Annotated in this window: 11 protein-coding genes and 1 pseudogene; 2 read left to right on the top strand and 10 right to left on the bottom strand. The window is 69.1% G+C overall.

Annotation, left to right across the window (positions count from 1 at the left end):
• Window positions 1–9: 9 nt before the first annotated feature.
• The 3 genes from ACRARE_RS18465 to ACRARE_RS18455 all read right to left on the bottom strand — a co-directional run bounded on the left by ACRARE_RS18465 (window position 10) and on the right by ACRARE_RS18455 (window position 2,782).
• A complete protein-coding gene (locus ACRARE_RS18465) occupies window positions 10–873 on the bottom strand; it encodes a C40 family peptidase (protein ID WP_432657938.1) in 864 nt (287 codons plus the stop codon).
• A complete protein-coding gene (locus ACRARE_RS18460; RefSeq protein WP_432657937.1) occupies window positions 870–2,276 on the bottom strand; it encodes a leucyl aminopeptidase family protein in 1,407 nt (468 codons plus the stop codon). Before ACRARE_RS18460 ends, ACRARE_RS18465 begins: the two co-directional genes overlap by 4 nt.
• A gap of 125 nt (window positions 2,277–2,401) precedes the next feature.
• On the bottom strand, window positions 2,402–2,782 hold the full coding sequence (locus tag ACRARE_RS18455) for a hypothetical protein (RefSeq protein WP_432657936.1): 381 nt from the start codon (window positions 2,780–2,782) through the stop codon (window positions 2,402–2,404).
• Window positions 2,783–3,039: 257 nt separating this feature from the next.
• On the opposite strand from ACRARE_RS18455, the gene ACRARE_RS18450 reads away from it, so the two are divergent.
• Window positions 3,040–3,690, top strand: coding sequence for a carbonic anhydrase (locus tag ACRARE_RS18450; RefSeq protein ID WP_432657935.1), 651 nt, complete (start codon window positions 3,040–3,042; stop codon window positions 3,688–3,690).
• 117 nt (window positions 3,691–3,807) lie between these two features.
• On the opposite strand, the gene ACRARE_RS18445 is transcribed toward ACRARE_RS18450, so the two are convergent.
• From ACRARE_RS18445 to ACRARE_RS18415, 7 genes are all read right to left on the bottom strand, one after another.
• The gene (locus ACRARE_RS18445) at window positions 3,808–5,463 is read right to left on the bottom strand and encodes a mucoidy inhibitor MuiA family protein (protein ID WP_432657934.1); all 1,656 of its coding nucleotides are present in this window, start codon (window positions 5,461–5,463) and stop codon (window positions 3,808–3,810) included.
• A gap of 252 nt (window positions 5,464–5,715) precedes the next feature.
• On the bottom strand, window positions 5,716–6,738 hold the full coding sequence (locus tag ACRARE_RS18440; protein ID WP_432657933.1) for an aspartate-semialdehyde dehydrogenase: 1,023 nt from the start codon (window positions 6,736–6,738) through the stop codon (window positions 5,716–5,718).
• 219 nt (window positions 6,739–6,957) lie between these two features.
• Window positions 6,958–7,194, bottom strand: coding sequence for a DUF2798 domain-containing protein (locus tag ACRARE_RS18435; RefSeq protein WP_432657932.1), 237 nt, complete (start codon window positions 7,192–7,194; stop codon window positions 6,958–6,960).
• 124 nt (window positions 7,195–7,318) lie between these two features.
• Window positions 7,319–8,908: an ABC transporter ATP-binding protein gene (locus tag ACRARE_RS18430; protein WP_432657931.1), complete on the bottom strand. Its 1,590-nt coding sequence runs from the start codon at window positions 8,906–8,908 to the stop codon at window positions 7,319–7,321.
• Window positions 8,905–9,795: an ABC transporter permease gene (locus ACRARE_RS18425; RefSeq protein WP_432657930.1), complete on the bottom strand. Its 891-nt coding sequence runs from the start codon at window positions 9,793–9,795 to the stop codon at window positions 8,905–8,907. The genes ACRARE_RS18430 and ACRARE_RS18425 overlap by 4 nt, the downstream gene beginning before the upstream one ends.
• Window positions 9,795–10,739, bottom strand: a complete 945-nt coding sequence (locus tag ACRARE_RS18420) for an ABC transporter permease (protein ID WP_432657929.1) — start codon at window positions 10,737–10,739, stop codon at window positions 9,795–9,797. Before ACRARE_RS18420 ends, ACRARE_RS18425 begins: the two co-directional genes overlap by 1 nt.
• A gap of 251 nt (window positions 10,740–10,990) precedes the next feature.
• Window positions 10,991–12,490 (bottom strand): ABC transporter substrate-binding protein, encoded by a 1,500-nt coding sequence (locus ACRARE_RS18415; RefSeq protein ID WP_432657928.1) that lies wholly within the window; start codon window positions 12,488–12,490, stop codon window positions 10,991–10,993.
• Between the two features lie 172 nt (window positions 12,491–12,662).
• Between ACRARE_RS18415 and panB the strand changes: the two are divergent.
• Window positions 12,663–13,490: pseudogene (panB, locus tag ACRARE_RS18410) on the top strand (3-methyl-2-oxobutanoate hydroxymethyltransferase); the annotation flags it as partial.
• Window positions 13,491–13,512: the final 22 nt, after the last annotated feature.

The following is a 13,512-nucleotide window of genomic DNA, read 5'->3' as shown; positions in this document are numbered from 1 at the left end:
GCGGGCCTCTTACCCGGGCAGCCGTCGCCGCGCCGTCACCGGCCCCTCGCCCGCCGCCGCGATCCGCGCGCAGGCCGCCCCCAGCCCCTCATAGGCCACCGACATGCTGTGGGCATTGGCGTGCAGGATCCGGTCCGGCCCCGCCACCCAGGCCACATGGCCTTTCCAGAACAACAGATCACCGCGCCGCAGCGCAGCCCCCTCGGGCAGGGCCTCGCCCAGCTCGGCGGCCTGCTGATCGCTGTCGCCAGGGCAGGGAATACCCGCGGCCTGACAGGCCAGTTGCACCAACCCGGAACAGTCGATGCCGCCTGCGCCATTGGCGCCCCAGAGATAGGGCAGGCCCAGCAGACGCTCGGCCAGGGCCACCGGATCGGCGCCCTGCACCGCGCTTTGGCTCAGATGCGACAGGGGGATATGACCCGCGTCGGTCTCGGCCCAGCCCTCGGCCTGGGCCAGCACCCGCACCCCCGCCCCGAAGGACAGCCGGGCGCGGGCCATGGCGCGGGCCTTGGGCGCCTCCCACCCCAGGGTTTCGCGGATCGCCACCCAGGCATCTGGCGCGGGCGCGCCCTCGGGCGCCAGCATGTCGGCGGCGACATAGCCGGTATAGCCGTCCGCCTCGGCCTCGACGAAGGCGACCCCCTGGTGGATCTCATAGACCCTGAGGGCCACGCCGCGCAGCAGCTGCCGGTCGCGCGCCCCGCCCGGCGCCGCCAGCAGATCCGCCGCCGGGGCGCCCAGCAGGCGGCGGGTGCCCTCGACATAGGCCACGTCGCCCGCCCGTCCCTGCAAGTGCCGCGCCGCCACCCGGGCATTGGCGGGCCAGCGGCGCCGGTCTGCGCCCGGCGGAACCGCCCCCGCCGCGCTCACAGCGCCAGGATCCCCGGCAGGGCGGCGTGCAGGGCGCGGATCCCCTGCCCCGCGCCGCCCTTGGGCCGCCCGGGCAGCGAGCTGGGCACCCAGCCGTAGATGTCGAAATGGGTATAGCGCACCCCGGGCCCGGCAAAGCGGCGCAGGAACAGCGCGGCGGTGATCGCGCCGGCAAAGCCGCCCTTGGGCGCATTGTCCAGATCCGCGATGCCCGGTTCGATCATCGTCTCGTAGGGCTCGTGGAAGGGCAGTTGCCAGACCGGATCGGCCACCACAGGCCCGGCCGAGGCCAGGGCCGAGGCGACATTGACGTCATCGGTGAAGAAGGGCGCGATATCGGGGCCCACGGCCACCCGCGCCGCGCCGGTCAGCGTGGCGAAAGAGATCATCAGGTCGGGGGTGTCCTCGGCCCCCAGGGCCAGGGCATCGGCCAGCACCAGCCGCCCCTCGGCGTCGGTGTTGTTGATCTCGACCGTCAGCCCGTTGCGCGCCGTCAGGATGTCCTGCGGGCGGAAGGCATCGCCCGCCACGGCGTTTTCCACCGCCGGGATCAGCACCCGCAGGCGCAGCGGCAAACCCCGCGCCATCAGGATCTTGGCCAGCCCCAGCACATTGGCCGCGCCGCCCATGTCCTTCTTCATCAACCCCATCGAGGCTGCGGGCTTCAGGTCCAGCCCGCCGGTGTCGAAACAGACCCCCTTGCCCACCAGGGTCAGCGCCGGGCCGTCATCGCCCCAGCGGATGTCGATCAGACGCGGCGCGCGCGCCTCGGTCGCGGCACGGCCCACGGCGTGGATCATGGGAAAGTTCTGCGCCAGCAGCGCGGCGCCGGTGGTGACGGCGATGCTGGCCCCATGGGCCTGGGCCAGCTCGCGCGCCGCCGCTTCCAGCTCGGCCGGGCCCATGTCGGCGGCGGGGGTGTTGATCAGGTCGCGCGCCAGGGCCTCGCCCGCCGCGATCGCCTCGATCCGGGCGGCGTCCACACCTTCGGGCGCCACCAGGCGGGCGCCATGGGCGGGCTGGGCGCGGTAGCGGTCGAAACTGTAGGCCGCGAACAGCCAGCCGGTCGCCTCGGCCTCCAGCGTCTCATGGGGCAGCGGGGTTGCCAGGCGATAGGCGCCCGCAGGCAGTTTCGCCGCCGCGCCCCCCAGCCAGAACCGGCCGCGCGCCCGCGCCGCCGCCTCGCCATAGCCCACCAGGGCCAGGGCGGGCTGCCCCTCGACCCCCGGCACCATCAGGACCTGGCCAAGCGCCCCGGCAAAGCCATTGGCCCGCACCCAGGCGCCGACCGGATCGGGCTGGTCGGCCAGAAAGCCCTCCAGCGCGTCGGCCTCGATCAGGTGCAGCGGCAGGGCGTCGCCCGCGGCATCGGCGGGCAGGAAGGTCATCATGTCGGATGTCATCGGGGGGCTCCGGATCTTGTACGGCCCTCAGCCTAGCCCGGGCGCGGCGCGCCGCAAGGGCAATCCGCGCCGGACCCGCCGCAGCGACGCCCGCCCAGACAGCGACCCCCGCCCCCGGGCCGGGGTTACAGCGAGGCGTCCTGCAAATCCCAGATCGCGGTCAAAGAGCGTTCGCCCACACGCAACAGCCGCGCCAGGGTGGCGGCCAGGGCCACCGGGTCGCGGGCATCGACGCAGCGGGTCACATCCTCGGCCACCCGCGACAGGGCGCGCATCCCCACCTGATCGGCGATCGCCACCAGGGACCGGGCCGATTTGCGCATGTCGCACAGCCTGTCCTGCCGATACAGCCGTTCAGTATGGGACAGGCGCACCGCGATCTCTTCCATCGCCCGGCACACCACATCCTCGGCCCCCGCCTCGCCCAGGCGCGTGTACAGCTCTTGCAGCCGGCCCGGATCCACCCGGACAGGCTCCTCCTGCGTCAGAACCAGGATATGCTCCACGGTCTCACCCCTTTCCCATTCACCCCCACGGCAGCGGGCACCATCGCGCGCGGAAGTTCTCAAATCCTTGCGAGGGGGCGGGAAAGCCTGCGCGATTTGGGCGAAATTCACCCCGGATTTGCTGTGGATTTGCCGCGATTCGGCGCGGGCTCGGCCGCGCCGCAGCCGCCAGGCCGCCCCCGAACCTTCATTCGGATTTGCCGTCGCGCGGCAGAGGATTATAACCATCGAAACGAAACAGATCTGCGGAGTCGCCAATGCACAGAGCCAAGCCCCTGCCGTCGCTGCTGGTCCAGCGCTATCATGGCTGGAAAGCGACCACCTTTGCGGAGAACAAATCCTGGTACAAGCGCCTGGCCGACGAAGGCCAGCGCCCGAAGACCATGATCATCTCCTGCTGCGACAGCCGCGTGCATGTGACTTCGCTCTTCGGCGCCGATCAGGGCGAGTTCTTCATTCACCGCAACATCGCCAACCTGGTGCCGCCCTATGAGCCCGACGGCAACCAGCACGGCACCTCGGCAGCGGTGGAATATGCGGTGACGGCGCTGAAGGTGGCGCATCTGATCGTCATGGGCCACAGCTCTTGCGGGGGCGTGGCGGGCTGCCATGCCATGTGCTCGGGCCAGGCGCCGGAACTGGACGAGAAATCCTCTTTCGTCGGTCGCTGGATGGACCTGCTGCGCCCGGGTTACGAGCGGATCAAGGATATCGAGGGTGAAGAAGCGCAGCGCGACGCGCTGGAACGCCAGGCGGTGCTGATCTCGCTGGAGAACCTGATGACCTTCCCCTTCCTGCGCGACCGGGTGGAAACGGGCGACCTGTCGGTGCACGGGCTGTGGCACGACATCGGCAATGGCACGCTGGAGCAATACCTGCCCAGCGAAGGCGCCTTCGCCGCGATCTGAGGCCGAATCCGCGCCGCTGCGCGCGCCTTTCGAGCCTGGCAAAGATGGCCCCGTCGGAGACGTTGGCCCGGCGCCACCCTTGCCCCGCTGGGGCTTTGGGGCGCCAGGCCAGCCCCCTCAGCGCAGGACCATGTCCTCGGGCCAGGTGACCTCGTGCGACAGGGAGATTTCCTGCTCGGCGCCGGGCGCCAGCTCGAACTGCCATTCAAGCACGCCGCGGCGGTCGTCGTAATCCTGCACATCGGGCATGGGCGCGGCCTGCCAGGCGATCTCCAGGTCTTCCTGCTCGGAATAGGGCACGCGGTCCAGCAGGCGCAGGTCCCAGGCCTGGTCGCTGCGGTTTTCGGCGGTCAGGGTCACCGCCTCGCGGCGTTCGTTGGCGCGGCGGATGACGCCCCGGTCCCCCTCCATCCGGTCGTCCAGCTGGCGGGTGACGCGCAGCCCGTCGATCGGCCCGAAGGCCCATTCGGCCTCTTCCCCCAGGGGCAGCATCGCCAGGTTGCTGCGGCCCACATAGGTGCCATCGCGGTAAAGCTGCGCCGGGCCCGGCAACAGCATCTCGCCGCTGTCATTGGTCAGCTGGGCCACCAGATAGGCGGTGGCATCGTAAAGCGGCACGGCGCGGGCAAAGACCTCGGGCGTCAGGGCCAGGCGGCCCAGTTCGATCTTCGCCGCCTCGGCGCCATTGGCCAGGGTGACCGGCTGCGGCGCGGCATAGGTGACGTTGACCCCGTCGAAGCCGGCGCGGGCCTCTTCCATCACCGGCTCGGCCATCACCATCATGTCCATCTCGGCGCCGGCGGCGCGGCTGAACAGCTCGGGCATCTTGGGCTGCGGCGCCTCTGGGTCCTCGATGCGCAGGCGCTGGCCCGCGATCCCGCTGGGGGCGATCTGGTCCGAGGGGCGCGCGGTGGACAGCGTCAGGGCCACGTCCTGCCAGTCCTCGCCGGTCGACTGGCTGAGGTAGGCGCCGCGGCGCAGGTCCAGCGCGGGCGCATCGCCGGTGGCGAGGTAGAGGTCATAGGCCGGATACCAGGAGGCCTCCCAGCTGGCATAGCGCAGGGTCAGCTCGCCCGCGACCGGCGCCTCGGCCGTGACTTCAACCAGCAGCACGGCCTTGTCCTCGGAGGCGGTCAAGAGCGCCTCCAGCGCCGCCCGGGCCTCGGTCAGATCCTTCTCCAGCGGCTCTGCCTCGTCGCGGATCGCGCGGGCGCGCTGCTCGGCCTCCTGAGCGGTGCGGCGGGCCGAGAGGCCCTCTTCGCCGACCAGCTCCAGCAGCATTTGCAGGCGCTCGCGATCGGCGCTGCCCGCCGCCTCGGAGCCGCCCAGCCCGGTGAGGAAGGCGATGCGGTCGCGGGCCGCCTCGGCCTCCAGCTCGGCGGTGCGGGCGCGGTCCTCGACGGCCTGGATCTGGTCCTCGATCCCGGCAATGCGGTCGCGGGCGGCCTGGATCTCGGGGGTCTCGGCGCGGCCCGAGGGCGGCACCTGGCGGTCGCGGTAGGACAGGGTGCCGATGGTCAGGCCGGGGGCGGTCAGGCGCAGGCTGTCCAGCGCAATGAGCGGCATGTCGGTCAGCACCAGGGTATGGCGCCCGGCGGGCAGGTCGAAGGCCGCCTCGCGGGTCAGCGTGGCGCCCTGGGGGTAAAGCGTGGCGGCGGTCACCGCGCTGGCGGTGTCGAAACTGTCGGCCTGGGCGGCGCTGGCGGCCAGGGCGGCGGCCAGGGCCAGGGCGCTGGTGGTCAGCGCACGGGCGGGCTGGGAACGGGTGGGCATCGGCTCTCCTCCGGTGGTCTTTGCGCCAGAGGACATGAGCGCGCGGCAAAGGCCAAGTGACGTTTTGCGTTACCTGGGCCTTTGGGCGGGTTTCGGCGCGGGCGGCGCAGCCTGGCGCTGTACCGGCTGGGGGACGCGGCGCGGCGTTGCAGGGCGTCCGAGCTGGGCGTCAGCCTGGCCAGCCTGCAAAGGCAAATCGGCGCCCCCTTTTCAGGGGACGCCGATCCGTCTCTGTCATGACAGGGCGGAAAATCAGCCCTTCTTCAGGACCTTCTGGCCCAGGGTCTCGGCGATCTGAACCGCGTTCAGCGCCGCGCCCTTGCGCAGGTTATCCGAGACGCACCACAGGTTGATGCCGTTCTCGACGGTCACGTCCTGGCGGATGCGGCTGATGAAGGTGGCGAAATCGCCGACGCATTCGATGGGGGTGACGTAGCCGCCGTCCTCACGCTTGTCGATCACCATGATCCCCGGCGCCTCGCGCAGGATGTCGCGGGCCTCGTCCTCGTCCAGGAAGTCCTCGAACTCGATGTTGATCGATTCCGAGTGGCCGACGAAGACCGGCACGCGGACGCAGGTCGCGGTGACCTTCACCGAGGGGTCCAGGATCTTCTTGGTCTCGGTGACCATCTTCCATTCTTCCTTGGTGTCGCCGGAATCCAGGAAGACGTCGATATGCGGGATCACGTTGAAGGCGATCTGCTTGGGGTAGACCTTGGCCTGGTAGTCGTCGGTCGGGTTGTAGATCGACTTGGTCTGATCCCACAGCTCGTCGATGGCCTCTTTGCCCGAGCCGGAAACGGCCTGGTAGGTCGAGACCACGACGCGCTTGATCTTGGCGCGGTCATGCAGCGGCTTCAGCGCCACCACCATCTGCGCGGTCGAGCAGTTGGGGTTGGCGATGATGTTCTTCTTGGCATAGCCCAGCACCGCGTCGGCGTTCACTTCCGGCACCACCAGCGGCACGTCCGGGTCGTAGCGGTAGAGAGAGCTGTTATCGATCACGATACAGCCCGCCGCGGCGGCCTTGGGCGCATATTCCTTGGTCGGGCCCGAGCCCACGGCAAACAGCGCGATGTCCCAGCCGGTGAAATCGAAGGTGGCCAGATCCTGGGTCTTCAAAGTCTTGTCGCCGAAAGTCACCTCGGTCCCCAGCGACTTCCGGGATGCGAGGGCTGCGATCTCGTCCACCGGGAAGTGGCGCTCGGCCAGGATGTTCAGCATTTCGCGGCCCACGTTACCGGTGGCGCCTGCGACGACGACTTTATAGCCCATAATGGATGACTCCTTTCAATCGGGACGGGGGTGCATACCCCAGCTTTGCTTGGCTGGAAAGGGTATTGCGGTGATGCGTCATATCAAGGGGTGCGATCAGAGACCGTGCCGGAGGCGGGCAAAAGGGGCTCTACCCCCGGCGCCCGGCGGGCGCCTCCCCCGGAGTATTTCCGGCTGTCGGATGAGGGCGGGACCGGCACGGGCGACGCTGTCGCGCCCTTACTCGGGGCTGTAGCGGGCGACCAGCCGCGCGGCCAGCCCCCCGACCCGGGGCCCCAGCAGGATGACCAGCACACAGGCCAGCGGCCAGGCAATGACCCAGCTGTGCATCCAGGCCGAAGGCCATTCGGGCACGAAGCCCAGGGGCAGCCAGCTGAGGAAGCCCGACAGGCAGAAGGACATGATCCCCGACATGATGACGGCGGCCAGGATGGCGATCTTGCGTTGCTGGGACATGCGCCCCCCTCTGAGGCAAATCTCTACCCGCCCAGATGCCCCCTGCGGCGGCGAATGCCAAGGGCACGCAATGTGCGCCCGCGCGCAGGGCCGTCGCGCCTGCGCCCCGGGGCCGGGCGCGCCCTCAGGCGGCCACGTCCGCGGGCAGGGTCGGGGCGGCGGCCACCAGGGCCTGGGTATAGGGGTGCTGCGGGTTGTCGAAGACCTGCTCGGTCGGCCCTTCCTCGACGATCTCGCCGGTCTTCATCACCAGCACCCGGTCGGTGATCGAGCGCACCACCGACAGGTCATGCGAGATGAAGAGATAGGACAGGCCAAACCGGTCCGACAGATCCGCCAGCAGGTCGAGGATCTGCGCCCGCACCTGCACGTCCAGCGCGCTGACCGCCTCGTCCAGCAGGATCAGCTCGGGGCGCGTGATCAGGGCGCGGGCGATGGCGATACGCTGGCGCTGCCCGCCCGAGAACTCGTGGATGTACTTGGCGCCATCGGTGGCCGTCAGCCCCACGGCCTCCAGCGCCTCGGCCACGGCGCGGTCCCGCTCGGCCCGGGGCGTGTCGGGCACCTGGTGGAAGGGTTCGGCCACCAGCCGGGCCACCCTGTGGCGGGGGTTGAAGCTGCCGTAGGGGTCCTGGAAGACCACCTGCATCTTGCGCCGCACCTCGGGGTTGGGCTTGTGGCCGGTGAAGACCGGGGCGCCGTCCAGCAGAATCTCGCCCGACTGCACCTCTTCCAGCCCGAGGATGGCGCGGGTCAGGGTCGACTTGCCGCAGCCCGATTCGCCCACGAGGCCAAGGCTTTCGCCGCGCTTCAGGGTGAAGGACACGCCCTTCACCGCCTCGATCTCGCGGCGCGGGCCGAAGAGGGTCTTGGCGGGCAGGGCATAGCTGCGCCGCACCTTGCGCACCTCCAGCAAGGGCGTCTCGGCCACCTCGGCGCCGCGCTCTGGCGCATGGGTCGAGGCCGCCAGCAGGGCCTTGGAATAGGGGTGCTGCATCTCGCGGAAGAGGGTGTCGGCGGGGCCCTTCTCGACCACCCGGCCCTTTTGCATGATGGCGATCTCATCGGCCATGTCGGCCACGACCGCCAGGTCATGCGAGATCATCATCAGCCCCATGCCTTCCTCGCGCACCAGCTTCTTCAGCAGGGTCAGGATCTGGGCCTGGGTGGTGACGTCCAGCGCCGTGGTCGGCTCATCCGCGATCAGCAGGCGCGGGCGCAGGGCAATGGCCATGGCGATGACGACCCGCTGGCGTTGCCCGCCCGACAGCTCGTGCGGGAAGCGGGTCATGGGGAATTTCTCGGGCGGCAGCTCGGCCCGGCGCAGGGCCTGCGCCGCGCGTTCCATGGCGGCGCGGCGGGGGATGCGCTCGTGCTGGCAGATGGTTTCCGCCACCTGGTCGCCGATCCGCTTCAGCGGGTTCAGCGCCGTCATCGGTTCCTGGAAGACCATGCCGATCTCGCGGCCCCGCACGGCGCACATATCCCGCTCGGTCCGGCTGAGGATCTCTTGCCCATCCAGCAGGATCTGCCCCGTGGCCTCTGCCCCCTGCGGCAAGAGCTGCATGGTCGAAAAGGCGGTCATCGACTTGCCCGAGCCGCTCTCGCCGATCACGCCCAGGATGCGGCCGGGTTCCAGGGTCAGCGAGACGTCATGCAGGATCGGCGTGCCATGGATCGACAGCGACAGGTTGCGAATGTCGAGCAGGGTCATGTGCGGCCCCTCCGCAGCTTGGGATCGAAGAGGTCACGCAGACCGTCGCCCATCAGGTTGAGGCCCAGCACGGTCAAGAGGATCGCCAGGCCCGGGAACAGGGCCATATGCGGCGCGAAGCTGATGAAGGTCTGGCTGTCGGCCAGCATCCGGCCCCAGCTGGGCGTGGGGGGCTGCGCGCCCAGGCCCACGTAGCTGAGGCCCGCCTCGGCCAGGATACCGAGGCTGAACTGGATGGTGCCCTGCACGATCAGCAGGTTCAGCACGTTGGGCAGGATATGTTCAAAGCTGATCCGCGCCGAGCCCTTGCCCGCCACCCGGGCGGCCAGGATGAAATCGCGGGTCCAGAGCGTCAGCGCGCCGGATCGGGTGATGCGGGCAAAGACGGGGATGTTGAAGATGCCGATGGCCACGATGGCATTGGTGGCCGAGGGGCCGAAGGCCGCCGTGATCATCACCGCGATGACCAGGCTGGGGAAGGCAAAGACCAGATCGTTGCCGCGCATGATGATCTCGTCCATCAGCGAGCCGCGCCGCGCCGCCGCCCAAAGGCCCAGGGGCACACCGACGATCATCCCGATGCCCACGGCCAGCACCGCCACGGCGATGGAGGTGCGCGCGCCGACCATCAGCATGGACAGGATATCGCGCCCGTAGTGGTCGGTGCCCAGCAGGTGGTCGGCATAGGGCGGCTTGATCTTGTTGGCGATCTCCATCTGGATGACGTCATAGGGCACCCAGAGGAAGCTCAGCAGCGCCGCGCCCAGGAAGACGAGGGTCAAGAGACCGCCCAGGATCAGGTTGCGATTGCGCAGGGCGGCGGCCAGCGGGCCCTGTTCGGCGGGCGCGCCGGTCTCGGGGGCGGTTTCGGTCTGGGTCTCGGACATCAGCGGGCCCTCAGTCGGGGGTCGACGGCGGCATAGGCCAGCTCGACCAGAAAGTTCACGACGATCACGGCGAAGACCAGCAGCATCACCACGCTTTCCACCACGATCAGGTCACGGGCGGAAATCGCCTGGAAGATCAACCGGCCGAGGCCCGGCAGGTAGAAGACGTTTTCAATGATGATGCCGCCCGCCAGCAGGAAGGAGAACTGCATCCCGATGATCGTCAGCACCGGGATCAGCGCATTGCGCAGGGCGTGGCGCCACAGGGCCTCGCGCCGCGACAGGCCCTTGGCGCGGGCGGTGCGGATGAAGTCCTCGCTCAGCGTGTCCAGCAGGGCCGAGCGCATGACGCGGGCCAGGATCGAGGCCTGCGGCAGGGCCAGGGCAATGGCCGGCAGGGTCAGGGATTTCAGCGCGGGCAGCAGGCCCGCATCCCAGCCGGCGAACCCGCCGGCGCTGAACCATTGCAGGTTGATGGCAAAGACCAGCACCATCAGCATGGCGAACCAGAAGTTCGGGATGGCGACGCCCAGCTGGGTCAGCCCCATGATCGCCACATCGGCCACCGAGCCGCGCCGTGCGGCGGCCCAGATCCCCACCGGGAAGGCGATCACCACGGTCAGCGCCAGCGAGAACAGCGCCAGCGGCAGCGACACCGCCAGGCGGTCGCCGATCATCTCGGCCACCGGGGTACGGTAGGTGTAGGAAATGCCGAAATCACCCCGAAGAAGCCCCCCGATCCAGTCCAGGTAGCGGGCCGCCATGGGCTGATCCAGCCCCAGTTCGGCGCGCAGCGCGGCCAGGGTGTCGGGCTGGGCATTCACCCCCAGCATGATCGAGGCCGGATCGCCGGGCAGCACCTCGATGGCGGCGAAGATCACCACCGAGGCCACCGCCAGGCTGAGGCAGAGTGAAAGAAGTCGGGTCAGCGTAAAGCGCAGCATATAAGGGTCGTTGGTCCCATAGTTCGAAGGGGTCGGGGGCGCTGCCCCCGTCTCCGTGCCGGAGACTCCCCCGGAGTATTTTCAGCCATCGAATGGAACAGGAAGCTGTTATCGGGACAGCCCGTTCTCTCTATTCGATGGCTGGAAATACTCCCGCCGGAGGCATCCGCCGCGTGCCGGAAGAGACCGGCCAGCGGCGGGGCGGTCAGGGGGCCGCCGGAAACGGCCCCCCGGTGATCACTTGGCCCAGTTCATTTGGCCCAATGCACGGCGGTCAGATCCGTGGCCTGGGTGGGCATGTTGACCCAAAGGCCCTCGACGCCGGTCTTGGCAACCGTGTGCAGCGGCAGTTCGAAGAGGAAGCCCGCGACATAGTCCTCGGCCAGCATGGTCTGCGCCTCTTTCAGCAGCTCCGAGCGCACGGCCGGGTCGCTTTCCACGCCGACCTTCTCGATCACCTCGGCGAAGGCCGGGTTGTCGTAGCCGGTGTAGTAGTCGGGGTTGGCCAGGCTGCTGATGTCCATCGGCTCGGTGTGGCTGATGATCGTCAGGTCGTAGTCATGGGCGTTGCGGAAGGTGTTTTCCAGCCACTGGGCCCATTCGACATTCTCGATCTCGGGCTCGATGCCCACGGCGCGCAGCTGTGCGGCCACGATCTCGCCGCCACGCCGGGCGTAGGAGGGCGGCGGCAGGGTCATCTTGACCTTCAGCGGCAGGGTGACCCCGGCCTCTTCCAGCAGCGCCTTGGCCTTTTCGGGGTCATAGCCGCTGAGGTCCGTCAGGTCGACGTAGTCGGGGTTGTGCGGGGCAAAGAAGGTGCCAATGGGCGTGCCATAGCCGAACATGGCGCCGTCGATGATGTCCTGGCGGTTGATGGCATGGGCCACCGCCTCGCGCACCAGCTTGTTGTCGAAGGGCGGGCGGGCGTTGTTCATCGCCACGATGGTCTCGCCCTCGGTGTTGCCCACCAGGACGTTATAGCGCGGGTCGGCGTCGAACTGCGGCAGGTTCTCCGGCGCGGGGAAGGCCACGAAGACATCGACGTCACCGGCCATCATCGCCGCGAAGGCCGCGGTCGGGTCCGAGATGAATTTGAAGGTGGCGCTGTCCAGCAGGGCCGGTTCGCCCCAGTAGTCGGCGTTCTTCTGAAGGGTGATCGAATCGCCCTGCACCCAGTTGCCGAAGGTGAAGGCACCGGTGCCCACCGGGTTGGTGGCGATGGTCTCGATCGACTCGGGCGCCACGATCACGGCGTCCCCCCAGGCCATCTTGAACAGGAACAGCCCATCGGGGGCCGAGAGGGTCACCTGCACGGTGGCCGGATCCAGCGCCTCGACGCTTTCGATGCCCGCAAAGAGGGATTTCTGCGCGTTCACGCTGTCTTCGGCGCGGGCACGGTCCAGCGAGAAGACCACGTCGGTGGCCTCGAAATCGGTGCCGTCATGGAACTTGGCGCCTTCCACCAGGTGGAAGGTGTAGGTCAGACCGTCCTCGGAAATGTCCCAGCTGGTCGCCAGACCGGGGTTCACAGACCCGTCGGAGCCGAAGCGGGTCAGCCCTTCGAAGACGTTGGCATAGACCACCTGGTCGATGGCGCCCGCGGCAGCCGAGGTCGGGTCCATATGCGGCGGTTCCAGTTGCAGGCCCAGCGTCAGGCTGTCCTGGGCCATGGCCGTTCCGGCCCCGGCCGCCAGCGCGATCACGCTGGCCGCTGCCGCGGTTTTTACCGCGGTTCTCAACGTGTTGGTCATGGGATCCACTCCTGTTTCTGCGGGGCCTGTTCCCGGCGCCCTTCCCTATTGTCTGCACATGCTTGACCCGCACCGAAGCGGGGTCAAGCCTTTACGGTTCCTGTAGTCTATGGACCCCGTTGCGCAATATTGTTACTCGGCGGGCGCCTGATTGCTGTTGGAGGAGCAAAGCATGAGCGCGACGGCCCGCAGGACCGCCCCCCTTCCCGATGACATCCGTGCCCTGAAGGGCGACCGGCCCATCGTGTCCCTGACCGCCTATACCACGCCGATGGCGGCGCTGATGGATGAGGTCTGCGATTTCGTCCTGGTGGGCGACAGCCTGGGCATGGTGCAGCACGGGCTGCCATCCACCCTGCCGGTGACGATGGAGATGATGGTGCTGCACGGCCAGGCCGTGGCGCGGGGGCTGAGCCGCGCCATGATGGTCCTCGACATGCCCTTCGGCAGCTACGAGGAAGGCCCCGCCCAGGCCTTTCGCAATGCCGCGCGGCTGATGGCCGAGACCGGCGCGGCGGCGGTGAAGCTGGAGGGTGGCGTCGAGATGGCGCCGACCATCGCCTTTCTGGTGGCGCGCGGCATTCCGGTGATGGCCCATGTCGGGCTGACGCCCCAGGCGATCAACACCCTGGGCGGCTACAAGGTGCAGGGCCGCGGCGCGGCGGCGGGCGAGGCGCTTCTGGCCGATGCCCGGGCGGTGGCCGAGGCCGGCGCCTTTGCCGTGGTGCTGGAAAAGGTCCCCGCAGCGCTGGCCGATCGCATCACCGCCGACCTGGCCATTCCCACCATCGGCATTGGCGCCGGCGCGGGCTGCGACGGGCAGATCCTGGTGGTCGACGACATGCTGGGCCTCTTCACCGCCTTCAAGCCGAAGTTCGTCAAGCGCTACGCCCGCCTGGGCCGTCAGGCCGAGGCCGCCATCGCCGCCTATGCCGAAGAGGTCCGCGCGCGGCGCTTCCCCGGCCCAGAGCACGCCTTTGCCGAAGAGGCGGGCGCCAGGCCCGCCGAGACCGGCGCCGGAA

This window comes from Pseudooceanicola aquaeponti (assembly GCF_050897975.1).
Lineage (GTDB): Bacteria > Pseudomonadota > Alphaproteobacteria > Rhodobacterales > Rhodobacteraceae > Pseudooceanicola.
This window is presented reverse-complemented; position numbering and strand designations above follow the sequence as displayed.

Excerpts from the sequence above, each read along its gene's own strand:
- ACRARE_RS18460 (WP_432657937.1), bottom strand. The coding sequence starts at position 2,276 with ATGACATCCGACATGATGACCTTCCTGCCCGCCGATGCCGCGGGCGAC.
- ACRARE_RS18450 (WP_432657935.1), top strand. The coding sequence starts at position 3,040 with ATGCACAGAGCCAAGCCCCTGCCGTCGCTGCTGGTCCAGCGCTATCAT.
- ACRARE_RS18445 (WP_432657934.1), bottom strand. The coding sequence starts at position 5,463 with ATGCCCACCCGTTCCCAGCCCGCCCGTGCGCTGACCACCAGCGCCCTG.
- ACRARE_RS18440 (WP_432657933.1), bottom strand. The coding sequence starts at position 6,738 with ATGGGCTATAAAGTCGTCGTCGCAGGCGCCACCGGTAACGTGGGCCGC.
- ACRARE_RS18435 (WP_432657932.1), bottom strand. The coding sequence starts at position 7,194 with ATGTCCCAGCAACGCAAGATCGCCATCCTGGCCGCCGTCATCATGTCG.
- ACRARE_RS18430 (WP_432657931.1), bottom strand. The coding sequence starts at position 8,908 with ATGACCCTGCTCGACATTCGCAACCTGTCGCTGTCGATCCATGGCACG.
- ACRARE_RS18425 (WP_432657930.1), bottom strand. The coding sequence starts at position 9,795 with ATGTCCGAGACCCAGACCGAAACCGCCCCCGAGACCGGCGCGCCCGCC.
- ACRARE_RS18420 (WP_432657929.1), bottom strand. The coding sequence starts at position 10,739 with ATGCTGCGCTTTACGCTGACCCGACTTCTTTCACTCTGCCTCAGCCTG.
- ACRARE_RS18415 (WP_432657928.1), bottom strand. The coding sequence starts at position 12,490 with ATGACCAACACGTTGAGAACCGCGGTAAAAACCGCGGCAGCGGCCAGC.